The sequence below is a fragment of the Azonexus hydrophilus genome, from assembly GCF_905120355.1.
Classification (GTDB): domain Bacteria; phylum Pseudomonadota; class Gammaproteobacteria; order Burkholderiales; family Rhodocyclaceae; genus Azonexus.
In genome coordinates this window covers 90,600-109,670 of the sequence record NZ_CAJHOB010000002.1, presented here as the reverse complement: position 1 = coordinate 109,670, position 19,071 = coordinate 90,600, and the positions used below count along the sequence as shown (strand labels likewise).

General features: G+C 63.7%; 15 protein-coding genes. 10 read left to right on the top strand and 5 right to left on the bottom strand.

Features of this window, described 5'->3' with window-relative positions; translation table 11 throughout:
• Nucleotides 1–21 precede the first annotated feature (21 nt).
• Nucleotides 22–888: a YicC/YloC family endoribonuclease gene (locus JYJ39_RS01930; RefSeq protein WP_205201640.1), complete on the bottom strand. Its 867-nt coding sequence runs from the start codon at nt 886–888 to the stop codon at nt 22–24.
• A gap of 78 nt (nt 889–966) precedes the next feature.
• On the opposite strand from JYJ39_RS01930, the gene JYJ39_RS01925 reads away from it, so the two are divergent.
• The 4 genes from JYJ39_RS01925 to rdgB are packed head-to-tail and all read left to right on the top strand — an operon-like array spanning nt 967 to nt 4,137.
• Nucleotides 967–1,911: a serine/threonine protein kinase gene (locus tag JYJ39_RS01925; protein ID WP_205201639.1), complete on the top strand. Its 945-nt coding sequence runs from the start codon at nt 967–969 to the stop codon at nt 1,909–1,911.
• On the top strand, nt 1,908–2,828 hold the full coding sequence (locus JYJ39_RS01920) for a PP2C family protein-serine/threonine phosphatase (RefSeq protein ID WP_205201638.1): 921 nt from the start codon (nt 1,908–1,910) through the stop codon (nt 2,826–2,828). Before JYJ39_RS01925 ends, JYJ39_RS01920 begins: the two co-directional genes overlap by 4 nt.
• 8 nt (nt 2,829–2,836) lie before the next feature.
• The gene (gene rph / locus JYJ39_RS01915; RefSeq protein ID WP_205201637.1) at nt 2,837–3,553 is read left to right on the top strand and encodes a ribonuclease PH; all 717 of its coding nucleotides are present in this window, start codon (nt 2,837–2,839) and stop codon (nt 3,551–3,553) included.
• Nucleotides 3,550–4,137, top strand: coding sequence for an RdgB/HAM1 family non-canonical purine NTP pyrophosphatase (gene rdgB / locus JYJ39_RS01910; protein WP_205201635.1), 588 nt, complete (start codon nt 3,550–3,552; stop codon nt 4,135–4,137). The genes rph and rdgB overlap by 4 nt, the downstream gene beginning before the upstream one ends.
• A gap of 308 nt (nt 4,138–4,445) precedes the next feature.
• Here the strand turns inward: rdgB and JYJ39_RS01905 are convergent, their stop codons facing one another.
• Together JYJ39_RS01905 and JYJ39_RS01900 are read right to left on the bottom strand one after the other, a co-directional pair.
• Nucleotides 4,446–5,381 (bottom strand): methyl-accepting chemotaxis protein, encoded by a 936-nt coding sequence (locus JYJ39_RS01905; RefSeq protein ID WP_275887952.1) that lies wholly within the window; start codon nt 5,379–5,381, stop codon nt 4,446–4,448.
• Nucleotides 5,327–6,064: a hypothetical protein gene (locus JYJ39_RS01900; protein ID WP_205201633.1), complete on the bottom strand. Its 738-nt coding sequence runs from the start codon at nt 6,062–6,064 to the stop codon at nt 5,327–5,329. The genes JYJ39_RS01905 and JYJ39_RS01900 overlap by 55 nt, the downstream gene beginning before the upstream one ends.
• A 132-nt stretch (nt 6,065–6,196) precedes the next feature.
• Between JYJ39_RS01900 and uvrA the strand changes: the two genes are divergently transcribed.
• From uvrA to JYJ39_RS01885, 3 genes are read left to right on the top strand one after another with little or no spacing between them, the layout of a single operon-like run.
• Nucleotides 6,197–9,019, top strand: coding sequence for an excinuclease ABC subunit UvrA (uvrA, locus tag JYJ39_RS01895; RefSeq protein WP_205201631.1), 2,823 nt, complete (start codon nt 6,197–6,199; stop codon nt 9,017–9,019).
• The gene (locus JYJ39_RS01890; RefSeq protein ID WP_205201629.1) at nt 9,019–9,405 is read left to right on the top strand and encodes a diacylglycerol kinase; all 387 of its coding nucleotides are present in this window, start codon (nt 9,019–9,021) and stop codon (nt 9,403–9,405) included. The genes uvrA and JYJ39_RS01890 overlap by 1 nt, the downstream gene beginning before the upstream one ends.
• Before the next feature lie 22 nt (nt 9,406–9,427).
• On the top strand, nt 9,428–9,901 hold the full coding sequence (locus JYJ39_RS01885; protein WP_205201627.1) for a tetratricopeptide repeat protein: 474 nt from the start codon (nt 9,428–9,430) through the stop codon (nt 9,899–9,901).
• A gap of 16 nt (nt 9,902–9,917) precedes the next feature.
• Here JYJ39_RS01885 and JYJ39_RS01880 read toward each other — a convergent pair whose 3' ends face one another.
• Nucleotides 9,918–13,304, bottom strand: coding sequence for a UvrD-helicase domain-containing protein (locus JYJ39_RS01880; protein WP_205201625.1), 3,387 nt, complete (start codon nt 13,302–13,304; stop codon nt 9,918–9,920).
• 94 nt (nt 13,305–13,398) lie between these two features.
• On the opposite strand from JYJ39_RS01880, the gene JYJ39_RS01875 reads away from it, so the two are divergent.
• On the top strand, nt 13,399–14,703 hold the full coding sequence (locus tag JYJ39_RS01875) for a DUF3422 family protein (protein WP_205201623.1): 1,305 nt from the start codon (nt 13,399–13,401) through the stop codon (nt 14,701–14,703).
• A 36-nt stretch (nt 14,704–14,739) separates the two neighbouring features.
• Here the strand turns inward: JYJ39_RS01875 and JYJ39_RS01870 are convergent, their stop codons facing one another.
• The gene (locus tag JYJ39_RS01870) at nt 14,740–16,011 is read right to left on the bottom strand and encodes a methyl-accepting chemotaxis protein (protein WP_240189503.1); all 1,272 of its coding nucleotides are present in this window, start codon (nt 16,009–16,011) and stop codon (nt 14,740–14,742) included.
• Between the two features lie 13 nt (nt 16,012–16,024).
• On the opposite strand from JYJ39_RS01870, the gene JYJ39_RS01865 reads away from it, so the two are divergent.
• Nucleotides 16,025–16,957 (top strand): phosphoribosylaminoimidazolesuccinocarboxamide synthase, encoded by a 933-nt coding sequence (locus tag JYJ39_RS01865; protein WP_205201619.1) that lies wholly within the window; start codon nt 16,025–16,027, stop codon nt 16,955–16,957.
• Between the two features lie 44 nt (nt 16,958–17,001).
• Complete coding sequence (locus JYJ39_RS01860) at nt 17,002–19,056, top strand: M3 family metallopeptidase (RefSeq protein WP_205201617.1); 2,055 nt, start codon at nt 17,002–17,004, stop codon at nt 19,054–19,056.
• The last annotated feature ends 15 nt before the right edge of the window (nt 19,057–19,071 follow it).

The following is a 19,071-nucleotide window of genomic DNA, read 5'->3' as shown; positions in this document are numbered from 1 at the left end:
CAAAGATGCCATTTTCGCAGATCACTCCAGGTTCTGCACCTGCTCCCGCATTTGTTCGATTGCCAGCTTCAATTCCATCGCTGCTTGCGACACTTCGGTGACAGCGGATTTGGAGGCCAGGGTGTTAGCTTCGCGGTTCAGTTCCTGCATCAGGAAATCGAGACGTTTACCAGTCGCACCGCCGGCCTTGAGGACACGCTCGACTTCACTCAGGTGAGCCTCGAGGCGGGCCAGCTCTTCGGCCACATCGATCCGCGTGGCAAACACGGCCACTTCCTGCAGAATGCGCTCATCATTGGCCGCCCCCAGCGCTTCTTCCAGGCGCTGCCGCAGCTTTTCGGTAAACGCCGCCTGTGCCTGCGGAATGCGGGGCGCCACGGCAGCAACGATGGCACGCATGCCGGCCACCCGATCACGCAGCACATTGGCCAATTTTTCGCCTTCGCGGGCACGGCTGGCGGTGAATTCAGCCAGCGCCTCGCGTGCAGCGGCCAGCACTTCGGGCACCAGCGCCGCGAAATCGACCCGTTGTTCACCGAACATGCCGGGCCAGCGCAGGATTTCGTTCACTGACAGCGGTGCAGCCCCCGGCTGGCGCTGGCGCACTTCGTCACCAAGCTTGCTCAGGGCGGCCAGCAATTCCTCGTTCAACTGCAGGGTGTCGCTGCGCTGTGCCTGCGCCTGGAAGGACAGCCGACATTCGACCTTGCCCCGCTTGATATGGCTGGAAAAAAGTTCGCGCAGGGGGATTTCGCTGGCACGCAACTCCTCGCCAACGCGAAAATGAAAATCAAGATAGCGGGAATTGACGCTTTTTATTTCCAGCTGCAGGGTACCGCCATCGACGTGGCGGGTGCAGGCAGCGTATCCGGTCATGCTGCAGATCATTGAAACTACCTCTTTGCTTTACAGGGCGGGCAACACGACCGACAATGGCCGCTTGATTGCATCATAACCGCGAGACTCATGGCGGAACAAGCCAACGCTCCCTTGCCCAGCGGCTTTGCGCTGGAAGAGTACACCATCAAGCGCCAGCTCTCGCTCGGCGGCTTTTCCATCGTCTACCTGGCTAGCGACCCGGACGGCAAGGAAGTCGCCATCAAGGAATACCTGCCCAACACCCTCGCCCTGCGTGCCCATGGCGAGACCCGCCCGGTCATCACCGAAGACCACCTGGGCGCCTTCCGCTACGGCATGAAATGCTTTTTCGAGGAGGGCCGGGCCCTGGCCATGCTGTCTCACCCGAACGTCGTGCGGGTGAAGAATTTTTTCCGCGCCAACGATACGGTATACATGGTGATGGAATACGAACATGGCTGTACCTTGCAGGAGCATATCCGGCGCCACCATGGCAAGCTGTCCGAGCGGTTCATGCGCGGCGTCTTCACCCGCATGCTGAACGGTCTGCGCGAGGTGCATACCAACAAACTGCTGCACCTGGACCTCAAACCGGCCAATATTTACCTGCGCAGCGACCTGACCCCGGTGCTCATCGATTTTGGTGCTGCCCGCCAGACCCTGACCAGCGACCAGCCCATGCTCAAACCGATGTACACCCCGGGCTTCGCGTCGCCGGAACACTATGGCGACCGCAGGCATCTCGGCCCCTGGAGTGACATCTACAGCGTCGGCGCCTCGATGTACGCCTGCCTCGCCGGAGCCGCGCCGCAGCCGGCGGATGAACGTCTGAAGAAGGACCAGCTGGTTCCCGCCATGGTGCGCTGGGAGGGCAAATACTCCGACCGCCTGCTGGAAATCATCGACTGGTGCATGAGCCTCAATCATCTCTATCGCCCGCAAAGCGTCTTTTCCCTGCAAAAGGCCCTGGTTGCCGAAGTGCACCCGCCTAATGTGCGCAAGGAAGGCTGGATGGGGCGTTTCGTCAACCGCTTCCGGACCAGCGCCCGATGAAATTCACCATTTACCAGGACAACCGCCAAGGTGGGCGCGCCAACAACGAGGACCGCACCACCTATTGCTATTCGCGCGATGCGCTGCTGATGGTGGTCGCCGATGGCATGGGCGGCCACCACTACGGTGAAATTGCTGCCCAGATTGCCGTGCAGACCTTTGTCGATGCGTTCCAGGAAGCAGCCCAGCCGAGGCTGGCGGACCCATTCAGCTTCCTGCAACAGAACATGAACCGGGCGCACCTGGCGATCCTCGACTACGTCGAACGCCACCAGATGAGCGAATCCCCGCGCACCACCTGCGTGGCCTGTCTGGTGCAGGACAGCATCGCCTACTGGGCGCACGTAGGCGATTCGCGCCTGTATCTCATGCGTAACGGCCGGGTCATGGTGCAGACCAAGGACCACTCCCGCATCCGCCTGCTGGTGGAAGAAGGGCTGATTACCGAACAGCAGGCCATCAGCCACCCGGATCGCAACAAAATCTACAGCTGCCTGGGCAGCCCGTCGTCGCCGGAAATCGACCTGTCCCGTAAAACCCCGCTGGAACGCGACGACATCCTGCTGCTGTGCACCGACGGCCTGTGGGGCGTAATTCCGGGCGACCTCATCGCCGGCAGGTTGAAAGACACCAACCTCCTTGCCGCCCTGCCCAAACTCATGACACATGCCGAAAAGCTCGGTGGCCCGCGCGGCGACAACCTGTCCCTGGTTGTCGTGCGCTGGGAAGATGGCTACGTCGAACCGGAAAGCAGCCTGATTTCAACCCACACCATGGGACTGAGCGAGGTCACCACCCGCCTCGACGAATTCGGCCGCAACCCCAACTACAAGAGCGACCTCTCAGAAGACGAGATTGAAGCGGCGATTGAAGAAATCCGCACCGCCATCGACAAATTCAAACCCGGCAAAATCTAAGGAAAACCATGCGTCCCAGCCAGCGCCTTGCGGATCAGTTGCGCCCGCTCAAAATCACCCGCGCTTTCACCTGCCACGCTGAAGGCTCGGTGCTCATCGAAATGGGCCACACCCGGGTCTTGTGTACCGCGTCCGTCGAAGAAAGCCTGCCACCCTTCCTGCGTGGCAAAGGCCAGGGCTGGGTCACCGCCGAATACGGCATGCTGCCGCGCTCCACCCACACCCGCAGCGCGCGCGAAGCCGCCAAGGGCAAGCAGAGCGGACGCACCCAGGAAATCCAGCGCCTGATCGGCCGTTCGCTACGCGCCGTCACCGACCTGAAGGCGCTCGGCGAGCGCCAGATCACCCTCGACTGCGACGTACTGCAAGCCGACGGCGGCACCCGCTGCGCAGCCATCACCGGCGCCTGGGTGGCCCTGCACGACGCCTGCGAAAGCCTGGTCCGCAGTGGCAAGCTCGCTGCCAATCCGCTCACCGATCACATCGCCGCTGTCTCGGTCGGCATCTATAACGGCAACCCGGTACTCGACCTCGACTACCCGGAAGACTCCGCCTGCGACACCGACATGAATGTCATCATGACCGGCAGCGGCGGCCTGGTCGAAGTGCAGGGCACCGCAGAGGGCGCGCCATTCAGCCGCAACGAAATGAACACCCTGCTCGATCTGGCCCAACTCGGCATCCGCCAGCTGATCGCCGCCCAGGAACAGGCGCTCGCAGCATGAAGCAACTCGTCCTGGCCTCGAACAACGCGAAAAAGCTCAAGGAACTCGACGCCCTGCTGGCGCCGCTGGGCTACACCCTGATTCCCCAGGGCGAACTCTCCATCCCGGAAGCCGAAGAGCCGCACCCCACCTTCATCGAAAACGCGCTCGCCAAAGCCCGCCATGCCTCCCACCTGAGCGGCCTGCCGGCACTCGCCGACGACTCCGGCCTATGCGTGCGCGCACTCGGGGGCGCCCCGGGCGTCCTCTCCGCCCGCTACGCCGGCGACCCCAAATCCGATGCCCGCAACAACGCTAAACTGCTGGCCGACCTTGCCCCCCACAGCGACCGCCGCGCCCACTTCGTCAGCCTTCTGGTGCTGTGCCGCCACGCCGAAGACCCGCAACCGCTGATTGCCGAAGGCGAGTGGCACGGTGAAATCCTGCACGCACAACGCGGCAGCGCCGGCTTTGGCTACGATCCGCTGTTCTACATCCCGGCACTCGAGCAAACGGCAGCAGAAATGGATAGCGCCCTGAAAAACCGCCTCTCACATCGCGGCCAGGCGATGCAGCAACTGCTGGCGCGGTTGGCGGGAGAGTGACCCATGCTGCAGGAAGGTCAGCTGAAAAGATAGCAACGGGGATGGAATTCCCTGCGAGGCACAGTGGTGCTCGCATTGATGCAAGCATGCCGGAGGGACGTAGCCCCGAGTTTGCGCAGCCCCTGCGCAAGCCAAAGCGCGCAGGGTAGCCCCGCGGGGGTCACCGACCCGGGGTCGCCTTTTCTTTGGCTACTTTTGGCAAAGCAAAAGAAAGTACGCTCGCGCCACAGCGCCGAATACAGCGCAGCGCCAAGACAAAACCGTCAACAAGCCACGGAGCCGGAGGCTGCCCGCCCCCGGCCTTTCCCTTACACCCGGAAATGCCGCACCGCCTCGCTCAAACCCTGCGCCAGGCGCTGCAGTTCGCTGGCAGCGCTGGCACTGTGCTGGATCGCATTGGCATTCTGTTCACTGATCTGGGCAATGACTTCCACCCGCCGGGCGATCTCGCTGCTGGCGGCATTCTGCTCGCCCAGTGCGTCACCGATCTGATTGACCGCACTAACCACCTGCTCGGCGTAATTTTGCAGCGTCGCGATTGTTTCACCGGCCTCGGCAACGTCTGCAGATTCGGTATTGACCAGCTGCACCCCGGTTTCCATGCGGCTCACACCGCTCTGGATGCCATTGCGCACCACATCCACCGTACTGGCGATTTCCACCGTCGACTGTGCCGTTCGCTCCGCCAATTTGCGCACTTCGTCGGCCACCACGGCAAAACCGCGCCCCTGCTCGCCGGCCCGGGCCGCTTCGATGGCCGCATTCAGCGCTAGCAGATTGGTCTGATCCGCAATTTCCTTGATGACGCCGACGATGGCGGCGATCTTTTCCGACTCCCGCTCCAGCGCAGAAACCACCTGCGCCGACTGCGTCACCGACTCCGCCACCTGCACCATCCCGTTCACCACACGATTGACCACCGTACCTCCCTGCCGCGACAGGTTGCCGGACTCTTCCGCACAATTGCGCGCCTCGCTCGCATGCTCGGTGACCTGCCCGATACCGACCGTCATTTCCTGCATCGCTGCCGCTACGGCCGACACCGATTCACTTTGCTCGCTGGAGCGCTCGGCCGCCTGTTCCGCCTCCGACTGCAGGTTGCTCGCAGCCTGCAGCAAGCGCTCGGCGTTATCGCTGATATTCCCCACCATATCCGCCAGACGATCACGCATGCTGGCCATGGCCGCCATCACACTGCCTGGCTCGGCGGCCGGGATGGCCGCGCCGAGGTTGCCAGCGGCCACCGCTTCCGCCACTTCGCGTACCTGCGCCGGATCGGCGCCGGATCGGCGCCCAGTTGCTGGCTCAAGGTACGCAACACCCGTGTCAGCAGCACGATGGCCACCACCACACTGCCCAGCACCAGCAACAGGGTAAAGCGTTCAGAGCGCTCGATCGTGCTCAGGGTGACTTGTTTGGCTGAGGCCAAGGCTTCCTGCAGGCGCTTCATTTCATCCATGAGCAAGGTGCGGTTCTGCCGCCAGAGCGGTGTTTCCTTGCTGGTGATCAGTTCAACCGCCCCCGCCTGATCCCCCTCCACTGCCCGCTTGACGATGTCGCCGATCAACTGCCGGCGCTCGTTGGCCAGTTTCTGCACCTGCTGCAACAGTTCGGCTTGCGCTGGTTTCCCCGCCGCCAGGCTCTGCGCTTTCTGCAAATAGCCATCGAACTCTTCCAGTGCCTTGGCGAGATTGCCATGCCCCGTCTTGTTAGCGGGATCGAGCGTGACGTTACGCAGCGCCTGCCCACTCTGCAGCCCCTGTGCGTACATGCCGACGACTGCACGCTCGAAAGCCATATCGTGCTCGACGTGCTGGATGAAGCTGTGCTTGGCCTGATTCAAACCGTACATGGCGAAGCCGGTGGCCAGTAGAAAAACACCGAAAACCGCCAGAAACGCAGCCATGATGCGGGTCTTGAAACGCATATCCTCTCCTTTGCTACAACTGTTTTGGGGTACAGCGAGCGAACTTAGCATAAAGTCCCGTGCGACCAGCATAAAACCCGCTCCCGGCCGCTTTTGCGTATAGTTTCGCCTTCGCCATTTTTCCCCAGATTCATGGAAACCCTGCGCATCCGCGGCGCCCGCACGCATAACCTGAAGAACGTCAATCTCGATCTGCCGCGCGACCAGCTGATCGTGATCACCGGTCTGTCCGGCTCCGGCAAATCTTCCCTGGCCTTCGACACCTTGTACGCCGAGGGCCAGCGCCGCTACGTCGAATCGCTCTCCGCCTACGCCCGGCAGTTCCTGCAGCTAATGGAAAAACCGGACGTCGACCTGATCGAAGGCCTGTCACCCGCCATTTCCATCGAGCAGAAAGCGACCAGCCACAATCCGCGCTCGACCGTCGGCACCGTCACCGAAATCCACGACTATCTGCGCCTGCTCTACGCCCGCGCCGGTACGCCTTACTGCCCGGAGCACAACCTGCCGCTGGCGGCGCAGACCGTGTCGCAGATGGTCGACCACGTGCTCGCGCTGCCCGCCGAAACCAAGGTGATGATCCTTGCCCCGGTGGTCGCCAACCGCAAAGGCGAGCAACTCGATCTATTCACCGAACTGCGCGCCCAGGGCTTTGCCCGGGTACGCGTCGATGGCACGGTCTATGAGCTGGATGCGGTGCCGAAACTCACCAAGTCGCACAAACACACTGTCGACGTGGTGGTGGACCGGCTCAAGGTGCGTGAAGACATGCGCCAGCGTCTGGCGGAATCCTTCGAAACGGCCCTGCGCCATGCCGATGGCCGCGCCATCGCGCTGGAAATGGACAGCGGCCAGGAACACCTGTTCTCAGCCAAATTCGCCTGCCCAAGCTGCTCCTACGCGCTGCAGGAACTGGAACCCCGCCTGTTTTCCTTCAACAACCCGATGGGAGCCTGCCCCAAGTGCGACGGTCTCGGTGTCATCCAGTTTTTCGACCCCAAACGCATCGTCGCCGCGCCGCACCTGTCTCTGGCGGCCGGCGCCATCCGCAGCTGGGACAAGAAAAATCCGTTCACCTTCCCGCTGGTCGAATCGCTGGCCGAACACTACGGCTTTTCCGTCGACACCCCCTTCGAGCAACTGCCGGACAACCTGCGCCACATCCTGCTCTACGGCTCGGGCAAGGAAGTGATCCGCTTCCGCCACTTTTCCGACAAGGGCGGGCAGATCGAACGCAACCATACCTTCGAAGGCATCATCCCGAATATCGAACGGCGCTACCGCGCCAGCGACTCGGCCACACTGCGCGAAGACCTGGCCCGCTACATCAGCAATTCCACCTGCCCAACCTGTCAGGGCAGCCGCCTGCGCAGCGAGGCGCGGCATGTCCATGTCGGCGACAAGACCCTGCACGAGATCAATCGTCTGCCCCTGGCGGAAGCACGCAATTACTTCAACTGCCTGCAATTGCCGGGACACAAGGCGCAGATCGCCGACAAGATCCTGCGCGAAATCACCGCCCGCCTCACCTTCCTGATCGATGTCGGCCTCGATTACCTGTGCCTGGAGCGCTCGGCGGAAACCCTGTCCGGCGGCGAAGCACAGCGTATCCGCCTGGCCTCGCAGATCGGCTCCGGCCTGACCGGCGTCATGTACGTGCTCGATGAACCCTCGATCGGCCTGCATCAGCGTGACAACGACCGCTTGCTGGCGACGCTGCGCAACCTGCGCGACATGGGCAACACGGTGCTGGTCGTCGAACACGACGAAGACGCCATCCGTACCGCCGACTACGTCGTGGATATCGGTCCCGGCGCCGGCGTGCATGGCGGCCACATCGTCGCCCACGGCACCCCGACCGAGGTTGCTGCCCACCCGGCCTCCCTGACCGGCGCCTACCTGAGTGGACTGCGGTCAATCGCCGTGCCGCCCGTGCGCCGCCCGCCCGACCCGGAAAAACAACTGCGCGTGGTCGGCGCCCACGGCCACAATCTGCGCGATGTCACGCTCGAACTACCGGTCGGCCTGTTCACCTGCATCACCGGCGTTTCCGGCTCAGGCAAATCGACCCTCATCAACGACACCCTGTACGCGGCCGCCGCCCGCCATCTCTACGGCTCGACCAGCGAACCGGCGCCACACCAGGAAATCATCGGCCTCGACCTGTTCGACAAGGTGATCAACGTCGACCAGTCGCCGATCGGCCGCACCCCGCGCTCCAACCCGGCCACCTATACCGGCCTGCTCACCCCGATCCGCGAACTCTTTGCCCAGGTTCCCGAAGCCCGCGCCCGTGGCTACGCGCCCGGCCGTTTTTCCTTCAACGTCAAGGGCGGCCGCTGCGAAGCCTGCCAGGGCGACGGCATGATCAAGGTCGAGATGCACTTCCTGCCGGACATCTACGTGCCTTGCGACGTCTGTCACGGCCAGCGCTACAACCGCGAAACCCTGGAAATCCAGTACAAGGGCCGCAACATCCATGAGGTGTTGCAGATGACCGTGGAACAGGCGCGCGAATTCTTCGATCCGGTGCCCACTGTCGCCCGCAAACTGCAAACCCTGGTCGATGTCGGGCTGTCCTACATCACCCTGGGCCAGAGCGCCACCACGCTTTCCGGGGGCGAAGCGCAACGGGTCAAGCTGGCGCTGGAACTCTCCAAACGCGATACCGGCCGCACCCTGTACATCCTCGACGAACCGACCACCGGCCTGCACTTCGCCGACATCGAACTGCTGCTGAAAGTACTGCACCGGCTGGCCGACCACGGCAACACCATCGTCGTCATCGAGCACAACCTCGACGTGATCAAGACCGCCGACTGGCTGGTCGATCTCGGCCCTGAAGGCGGTGCCGGCGGCGGCCGCATTCTCGCTGCCGGCACCCCGGAACAGCTGGTCAAATGCAAGGCCAGCCATACCGGACGTTTCCTCAAACCCCTGCTGGATAAAAAATAATGAGCGATTACCTGGAATTCAAAGGCAAACAGGGGCTGACCCGACTGTTCAACGCTCTGGGCTACTCCCGCGACGGGCTGGCGGCCGCCTGGAAGCACGAAGCCGCCTTTCGCGAAGAGGTGCTGCTCCTGCTGCTGGCCGTGCCGCTGGCGCTGTATTTCGGGCAGGACGGCCTGGCGCGGGCGCTACTGATCGGCAGCATCCTGCTCGTGCTCATCGTCGAAATCCTCAATTCCGGACTGGAAGCCATCGTCGACAAGGCGTCGCCGGAAAAACACGAGCTGGCCAAGCGCGCCAAGGACATGGGCAGTGCCGCCGTCCTGCTGGCGCTGATCAATGCGGCCGTGGTCTGGGCTTGCGTACTGTGGCCGGGCACGGCATCCTGACGTTTTGACTGTCTTTCCCGCCATGCAACATAAACCGCACGTCGCCATCAGCACGGCTGTCGTTCTCACCGGCCTGAGCAAGCGCACCTTGTGGCGGCGCATTGCCGACGGCCTACTGCGCAAGATTGCCACCGACCGACCGGAGGAGGAGTCACGCCTGGTGGTGGAAGACTTGTTGCAACTGGGTAAACTGGAATTGAGCGAAAACGAGCAGCAAACCTTGCTGCGTGCCGACCAGGGCGATGCCGATGCCCAGCTGACGCTGGCGCTGCTCTTCCTGCGCCGAGAACGCCCGGAAGCTGCCGCCAGCTGGTTCGCCAAGGCCGCCCAGCAAGGTCAGGCCGATGCCATGCACTGGCTGGGCACGCTGCTCGCCGAAGGCAACGGCATCGAGCAAGACGATACGCTGGCGGCAGAATGGATCAGCAAGGCTGCAGGCCAAGACCACCCCATCGCCAAAGCGCAGATGGCCGCCCTCTTGCCGCGCGCCTTCTAACGCCGACCAGCCTCCACTAAGCAGACACGGTCAATTCCACCAGTTCGCCCTGCAAGGCAAACCAGATCGCCAGACGAACCGGGCGGGGGTCGCTCGCGAAGAGCGCCGCATAGCGTTCGAGCTGCGCCCGGTACTCTTCCGCTTTCGCCGGCAGCTCAGCCGAGGCCAGCCGCACGTTCTTGTAATCGATGATCCAGCGCTCCCCGTCCGCGACAAAGACCCGGTCGATGATGTGCTGTGCACAACCGCCTGCCGTGCGGGTCGTCCATCCCTGCTCGACATCGCTTTCCGGATGATCGGCCAGCAGCCAGCGGCCGCGTGGCGATTGCAACGTATTGCCGAGGGCGAGGCGGGTGTCCGCCAGTGCCAGTTCAACATCCGCGGCCGCCAGCCCTTGCGCCTGCAGCCATTGCTGCCAGCCCGCGCGGCAGATATCGAGGCGTTCCAGCGGCCAAGCCGTCAGCCCCTGGCGTACGATCAATTCGAGGCAACGGTGAATGAGCGTTCCGGTCAGCGTTTCGCGCGTCTCCTGCGGGCTGCCGCTGGCGTGCACTACGCTGCTGTTAGTCGCCACATCCGGCGGCAGCGCCGCCAGTTCTGCCGGCACCTGCAGTTGTTGCAGGCGCAGGAGCGGCGGCACGAAATCTTCCAGAGCACAAACGGGGTCAGCGCTTGCCGGCACCTCGCCTGACATCGCTGCGGCAGCGCACAAGGCGTTCACCTGCGGCCAGAGCAGGGCGAGGAAGCTGCCGGCTGGCGGCGCCTTGAACGAGGCTTCGCCACTCTCTGCCGATTCCGCGCGCTGCACCACCGCCAGCAGATGCAGCTGCCGGATGGCGCGTGTCGCCGCCACATAAAGCAGGCGCTCACTTTCGTGCGCCGAGCGGGTTTTTTCCAGCTGCCGCAGGACATCGTAAAGACTCCCCCCGGTCGCTTTTTCTCCACGCGCCGCCATGGGCGCCACCAGGAGATGCGCCTGCCCATCCTGTCCCAATGCTTCGTCCCAGAGCAGCAAGGGGCTATCGCCGCGATTGGGAATACGCGCCAGCCCGGGCACGATCACGGTTTCAAACTCCAGGCCCTTGGCCTTGTGGATGGTCATCAACTGGATGGCGCCACCGAGAGGGTCCGCCGGCGCATACAGTTCGGCCGCCTCCGCTTCCAGCACCTGCGGCGTCAGGCGGCCACTGGCGTGCAGGCGGTCGATCAGGTCGAACAGATGCTCGACATCGGCCAGATCCGCGGCCTGCGGCAAGGCATCGGCACCGCCCAGCAACAACCAGGTTCCCTCCAGCCAGCGCCGGGGTGTCTGCCGCTGGCGCTCGGCCAGCGCTAGGGCCAGCACGCCGCGCACATGCAGCAGACGCGCGCGCCCATCTTCGCTGAGCGCCGCCAACCGCTCTTCATCGTGCATCAACTGCCAGACCGTACGCTGCGTATCGTTCGCCACCAGTGCATGCAGATCCGCCAGCAGCAGGCCACAACACGGCGACCGCAGCAAGGCCAGCCAATTCACCCGATCAGCACGGTGGCTGAGGGCGCGATAAAGAATGAGCACATCCTGCACGTGCTGGCGCTCGGCCAAAGCTTCGATCTCCACAGCCTGGAAGCGCAATCCGTCCGCCTGCCGGCGCAGGGCGCTGACCAGCTCGTCGAGATGCCGACGGGCGCGAACCAGGATGGCGATACGCCCTGCCGGGTCTTGTGCCCGGGCGGCACGGATCAGCTGCAGTACCTGCTGTGCTTCCTGGGCGGAGCCATCCGTACCCTCGGCCGCCGGCACCGTATGTACGAACACACCGCTCTGCGCCTCCTCTGCCCGCGTCGCCACGGCATCGGCAAAGCGCACCGCACCGGCGAGCGGCTCATCGGCAGCGGCAAAAATACTGGGGAAAGTCCGGTTCACCCACGCCACCACCGCCGGACAGGAACGGTTGTTGCGGAACAGGCGCAGGTGTTCGAGCTGCACGCCCCCCATACCGGCGGCACGTACCTTGAGGAAAAGACCGACATCGGCCTTGCGAAAGCGGTAGATGGACTGCATCGGATCGCCGACCACGAACACGGTGCGCCCGTCGTCCGGCGTCCAGCCGCGCATCAGTTTTTCCAGCAACGCCACCTGGCCCGGACTGGTATCCTGGAATTCATCGACCAGCAGATGCTGAATGCGGTAATCCAGCGCCTGCGCCAGGTCGGTGGGCGCCTCCTCATCCCCCAGCGCCAGGCCGGCACGGCTGGCGATTTCGATGAAATCGACTTCGCCGGCGGTCTGAAAAATCAGCCACAACTGCCCGGCCGCCAGCCGCAGCAGGCGGGAAAAAGTCTCCACCGCCGCCCACTGTGCATCGCTGAATTGCGGCGCTGGCAGTTCGCGCACGGCAGCCAGCGCCGCCGCCAGCCCCGGCACGTCGGACAAGGTCGCCAGCTGCGCCTGCATCGCTGCCTTTTCTGCGGCATATTGCTTGTCCGCCGGAAAGCCGATGTTCTTGTTGAGCTGTTTGCGCCAGTTGCCGTCGCTGGTCAGCAACAGATCGGTCAACTGCTGCCAGACCGGAAGATCGCTCATCGCGTCCGTCAGCACCAGCTGCCAATCAAGTAACAACGGAAAACGCTCCGGTAGCCAACTGGCCGCAAAACGAGCCAACGGCATCAGGGACTGCTGCAGGCCGGCTGGGAAACAACTGGACAGGTGGCGCACGTCGGCCGCGATGAGTGCGGTGAAACCAGCTTCCACCTCCGCCCGCGTCGCCATGCCGCCATCCACCCGCCCGGCTTGCGGCAACCACTGCTCGCGGCGCCCGAGCATGGCAACCAGCAGCCGCTCCAGACGCACGGCATCGTTGTCCATGAACCGCAATGCGGCAGCCACCGTGTCCCCGATCTCGCCCCCGGCTTCCAGCAGGGCGAAAGTCTGCCGCGCTGCTGCCGCGTAGTGTTCGGCGGCGCGTTCCGTCACCTGCGGCTGTGCGCCGAAACGCGACAACAGCGGCATCTGCCGGCCCAGGCTGGCCGCCAGGGCATCCAGCGTCATGATGCGCAAGCGTCCGGGGTGGGCGCTCAAGCCCCAGTTGCGTTCCGCGTCACGCGCCCGTACGGCCAGTGCCCAGCGCCGGGTTTCCTGCTTGTGCGGCGGCAGGTCGTCCGCCGTGTGCGCGGCGGACGCCAGACTGCCCAGAATGCGATCACGCATCTCACTGGCAGCTTTGTTGGTGAACGTGAGTGCCAGCACCTCTTCCGGCTCATTAACCACGGCCAGCAGACGCAGCACGCGCTGCGTCAGCAGTTCCGTCTTGCCCGCGCCCGCCGGGGCTTCAACGATGAAAGAGGCGAGCGCCAGGGCGCGCTGCCGCGCCGCCGTATCGTCCGCCAAACGCTGCGCCTGGACTTCGTCAATCCCCTGCACTCTCCACTCCCCGTTCCGGATTTTCAGCGCGCTATTCTATGCTGACACGGTGCTACAATCTTTTGCACTGCAACATTCACCCCCCTCCGCCCTCATGCACCCGCGTCTGCTTGTTGCCGATCTGCAGGAACACCCACTGCGCCAGCGTCTGAACAACGAGTTCCACGCCCGCCCGTCAACCTCTCTGGCCGGCCCCTATCTGGTGTCGCACCTGGTGTTCAAGCACAAACCGAGCGAAATTGAAGCCGAGCGGGCCAATCTGGAAAAAATCTGCCAGAGCCAGACATGCCTGACGGTCGACAGTTCGGACGCCCACCTGTCGCTCGAAACCGCCGCGTTCCGGCTACGCTGGGAACTGCACACTGAATTTTCCTCCTACACCTTTTATCGCAAGCTGGACAACGGTGTCGCCGCGGCAGCCGACGATACCGCCTTCGACGCGCTACGCCCGGAGCTCCTACACGACATTCCCGGCAAACTGGTGGTCGCCTGTCATGTCGAGCTGCGTTCCACCCGCGACACGCACCCCGACAGCATCCTCGCCGGCATCGCCCCCAATGGCCGGACCCTGGGTGGGGCACAGATTGCCGACCAGGCAGCTTGGGTGTTCACCGATTTCAAGCTCGACAATGGCTTTTCCCGCATCCTGGTACTGAACGACAGCCTCAACCCGCGCCAGGCCGGCGCCACCGTACAGCGGCTGGTGGAAATCGAGACCTACCGAATGATGGCCTTGCTTGGCCTGCCCGTCGCCAAGGAAGTCAGCGGCTGGCTGTACCGCTGCGAACAGCAGCTGGCAGAGTTGATGACGCGGATCGGCCAGGCCCGCAACCCGGAGGACGAGCGCAGCGTACTGGCCGCCCTGACCCAGCTGGCGGCAGAAGTGGAAAATTCCCTAGCCCGCGCCACCTTCCGCTTCGGTGCCTCTGCGGCCTACCACGGCATGGTCCGGCAACGCATCCAGGAACTGCGCGAAAGCCGCGTTCCGGGACTGCCAACACTGGACGAATTCATGCAGCGGCGCCTCCTGCCCGCGATGAAAACCTGTGAAGCCATCAGCCGCCGGCAGGAAGAGTTGTCCGCCCGTATCGCCCGCAACAGCCAGCTGCTGCGCACGCGGGTAGACATCGAACTGGAACGCCAGAATCAGGAACTGCTGTCGCAGATGAACCAGCGCGCCAAACTGCAGCTGCGCCTGCAGGAAACGGTGGAAGGACTGTCCGTAGTGGTGCTCACCTACTACGGCTCGCAACTGGTGCATTACCTGGCCAAAGGCACCAAGTCGCTGCACCATCTGGACAGCGACCTCATCACCGCTTGCGCCATCCCCGTCATTGCCCTACTCGTCGCCTGGGGCTCACGCCGCCTGCGCCGCAGGCTGCACGTCAACACGGAGTGAGCGTGGCGCGAGCACCAGCCCGCCGCCACGAAGGACTCAGACGCGATACTGGACAACGATGTCGTGTAACTCCTGCGCCAGCTTTTCCATTTCTCCCGAAGTCTCCGACGTCGATTGCGCTGCGGCACTGTTTTCCTCGGCCATCTGGGCGATCTTCTCGACCTGCTGGGCAATGTCGGTACTGGCTGCGCCCTGTTCGCGGATGGCGCCGGTAATGTCGCTGACCATCCCGACCGTTTCCGCCGAACCGCTGCCGATTTCCCGCATCGCCTCACTGGCCTCGCCGGCATAACTGACGCCGGCGGCCACCACCCCCTCGACGCTCTGGATGCTCTGCACCGCCCCCTGGGCACCGCTCAGCATCTGGGAAATGGTGGCGGCAATTTCCTGCGTCGATTGGCCGGTACGCTCGGCCAACTTGCGCACTTCATCGGCAACCACCGCAAAACCGCGCCCCTGCTCTCCGGCCCGGGCGGCCTCGATGGCCGCATTGAGCGCCAACAGGTTGGTTTGGTCGGCGATTTCCTTGATGACGGAAACGATGCTGCTGATTTTCTCGCTCTGCTGCTCAAGCGCCGTCAATTGTGTCGAAGCACTGTGCACCGTATGGGCAATGCCGTTGATCGACTGCACGGTCTCGCCAATGATGGCCTCACCTCGGACCGCCACCTCTCCGGCACCTGTTGCCAGACGGCGGGTTTCTTCGGCGCGGTCGGCGACGTGATTGACACTCACCGTCATTTCCTCAACTGCCGCCGCCATGCTCGACGCCGCTTCGCTCTGGTATTGCGAAGCCACCGACATCTGACGGGATGCCGCCGAGACGCGGTGGGCAGCGTGGCTAACCGACTCCGCGTGTTCAAAAATCTGGCGGAGACTGCCCTGCAGCCGCTCCAGCAGATTATTGAAGGCCTGCCCGACCTGGCTCAACTCGTCGTTGCCGACAATCTGCAGGCGACCAGTAAAGTCGAGATTGCGCTCGGTGGCGGAAAACATACCCACCATACGGTCCAGCCCACCAGAAACGTGGCGATAAATGAAAAAACCGATGAGCGCCACCAGCAGGCCGAGCACGATATTGGCGCCGATCACCCAACGCACCGCACTGGCATGGGTGGCGTAGGCTTCCTGTGCGACGCCTTCCGCACGACTCTTGACGTAGTGCGCATGCTCGGTCAGCGCATCGGACAGACCATTCACCGCAGCAGCGGCATTGCGAGAAATCTCGACCGCCGCTTCACGCTCGCCTGGGCAACACCAGACAATGCCCCCTGCCCCTGTATAATTTGCGCCTTTCAAACTCCACATTGCGGAGCCTGCCGTGAGCCAGCCCCTTTTCGAATCCTCCATCACCAGCCTGCCGCTCCTATCCAAAGGCAAGGTCCGCGACATCTACGCGGTCGACGCCGACACGCTGCTGATCGTCACCACCGACCGCCTGTCGGCCTTCGACGTCATCCTGCCGGACCCGATTCCGAAGAAGGGCGAAGTCCTGCAGGCCGTCGCCAATTTCTGGTTCGACAAGCTCGGTCACATCGTGCCCAACCAGCTCACCGGCATCGACCCTGAATCGGTCGTCGCCGACAACGAGCGTGAGCAGGTGCGTGGCCGTGCTGTCGTCGTCAAGCGCCTGAAGCCCCTGCCGATCGAAGCCGTGGTCCGCGGCTACGTCATCGGTTCCGGCTGGAAGGATTACCAGCAGACCGGCGCCATCTGCGGCATCGCCCTGCCGGCCGGCCTGAAGATGGCGCAGAAGCTGCCGCAGCCGATCTTCACCCCGGCGACCAAGGCCGAAGTCGGCGACCACGACGAGAACGTCTCCTTCGAACAGGCCGCCGCCAATTGCGACGCGACCCTCAACGACCTGCTCAAGGGCACCGGCAAAACCGGCGCGCAACTCTGTGCCGAAGCCCGCGACGCCGCCATCCGCCTCTACCAGGAAGCCTCCGACTACGCGGCGACGCGCGGCATCATCATTGCCGACACCAAGTTCGAGTTCGGCATCGACGCCGCCGGCACGCTGCATCTGATCGACGAAGCCCTGACGCCGGATTCGTCGCGCTTCTGGCCGGCCGACCAGTACGCCGAAGGCAGCAACCCGCCGTCCTACGACAAGCAATACGTCCGCGATTACCTGGAAACCCTCGACTGGGGCAAGGTTGCGCCCGGACCGAAGCTACCCGCCGAGGTCATCGCCCGCACCAGCGCCAAATACATCGAGGCCTATGAACGCCTTACCGGCAAAACTCTCTGACAAAAACAGGGCGGCATGACCGCCCTTTTTCATCCCCGACGACCATGACACCCACCAATCCCCTGCTCGATTTCTCCGACCTGCCCCGCTTCGACCTGATCCAGCCGGAACACGTCAAACCGGCGATCACCCAATTGCTGGCCGATGGCCGCGCCCTGGTCGACCGCCTGACCGCCGACAGCACGCCGGCCACCTGGGCCGACTTCGCCGGCGCCCTGAGCGAAGGCCTGGAAGGGTTCGGCCGCGCCTGGGGTGTCGTCGGCCACCTGCATTCGGTCAACGACGTGCCCGCCTGGCGCGAGGCCTACAACGAGATGCTGCCGGAGGTTTCGCGCTTCTACACCGAGCTCGGCCAGAACCTGAAGCTGTTCGACAAGTACCGGGCGCTCAAGCAGAGCCCGGAATACGCCACGCTCTCCACCGAACGCCGGAAGATCGTCGACAACGAGATCCGCGATTTCCGCCTCGGCGGCGCTGAACTGCCGGAAGACCAGAAACCGCGCTTCCAGGCGATCATGGAAGAGCTGTCGCAGCTTTCCGCCAAGTTCTCGGAAAACATCCTCGACGCGACCAACGCCTTCGCCGAGATCGTCACCGACGAAAGCCTGCTCGCCGGCCTGCCTGACTACGCCAGGGACGCCGCCCGCGAAGCCGCTGAAAAAGCGGGCGTTGACGGCTGGAAGTTCACGCTGCACGCGCCGTCCTACGGCCCAGTCATGCAATACGCCGAGAACCGCGAGTTGCGCGCGCGCATGTACCGCGCCTACGCAACACGCGCCGCCGAAATCGACAACGGCTACTCGAAACCGGAATGGGACAACGGCCCGCTGATCAAGCGCATCCTCGAACTCAAGGCCGAGGAAGCGGCCATGCTCGGCTTCAACAACTACGCCGAAGTCTCGTTGTACACCAAGATGGCCGACACGCCGGCACAGGTGCTCGACTTCCTGCGCGACATGGCGAAGAAGGCCAAGCCCTTCGCCGAGAAGGACATCGCCGAACTGAAGGCCTTCGCCAAGGACGAACTCGGCCTGACCGACTTCCAGCCCTGGGACGCCGCCTACGCTTCCGAAAAGCTGATGCAGGCACGCTACGCCTTCTCCGAGCAGGAAGTGAAGCAGTACTTCACCGAACCGAAGGTGATCGCCGGCCTGTTCAAGGTCATCGAGAGCCTGTTCACCGTCAAGGTCAAGGAAGACAAGGCGCCGGTGTGGCACGAGGACGTGCGCTTCTACCGCATCGAGACGCTGGCCGGCGACCTGGTCGGCCAGTTCTACCTCGACCTCTACGCCCGCGAGACCAAGCGCGGCGGCGCCTGGATGGACGAGGCACGCTCGCGCCGGCGGACGACCGGCGGCATTCAGAAGCCGATTGCCTACCTCAACTGCAACTTTGCCCGCCCGGTCGGCGGAAAACCCGCAACCTTCACCCACGACGAAGTCATCACCCTGTTCCACGAAACCGGCCACGGCCTGCACCACCTGCTGGCGCGCGGCGAGGAACTAGGCGTTTCCGGCATCCACGGCGTCGAGTGGGACGCGGTCGAGCTGCCGTCGCAGTTCATGGAGAACTACTGCTGGGAATGGGACGTGCTGCAGGGCATGACCGCCCATGTGGAAACCGGCGAGCCGCTGCCGCGCGCGCTCTACGACAAGATGCTGGCGGCAAAGAACTTCCAGAGCGGGATGATGACCGTGCGCCAGCTCGAATTCTCGATCTTCGACATGCGCCTGCATTATGAATTCGACCCCAAGGGTGAGAAGACGGTGATGGATGTGCTCGACGAAGTCCGCCGCGAAGTCGCCGTGCTGATTCCGCCCGAGTGGCACCGTTTCCCGAACAGTTTCTCGCACATCTTCGGCGGCGGCTACGCGGCCGGCTACTACAGCTACAAGTGGGCGGAAGTGCTGTCGGCCGACTGCTACGCGGCCTTCGAGGAAGCTGGCGACCCGTTCGACCCGGTGGTCGGCAAGCGCTTCCTGGAAGAAATCCTGTCGCGCGGCGGCGAGCGCCCGGCGCTGGAGAACTTCAAGGCCTTCCGCGGCCGCGAACCCAGCCCCGACGCACTCCTGCGCCATAGCGGTATGATTGCCGCGTAAACTCACTCCCCCGGA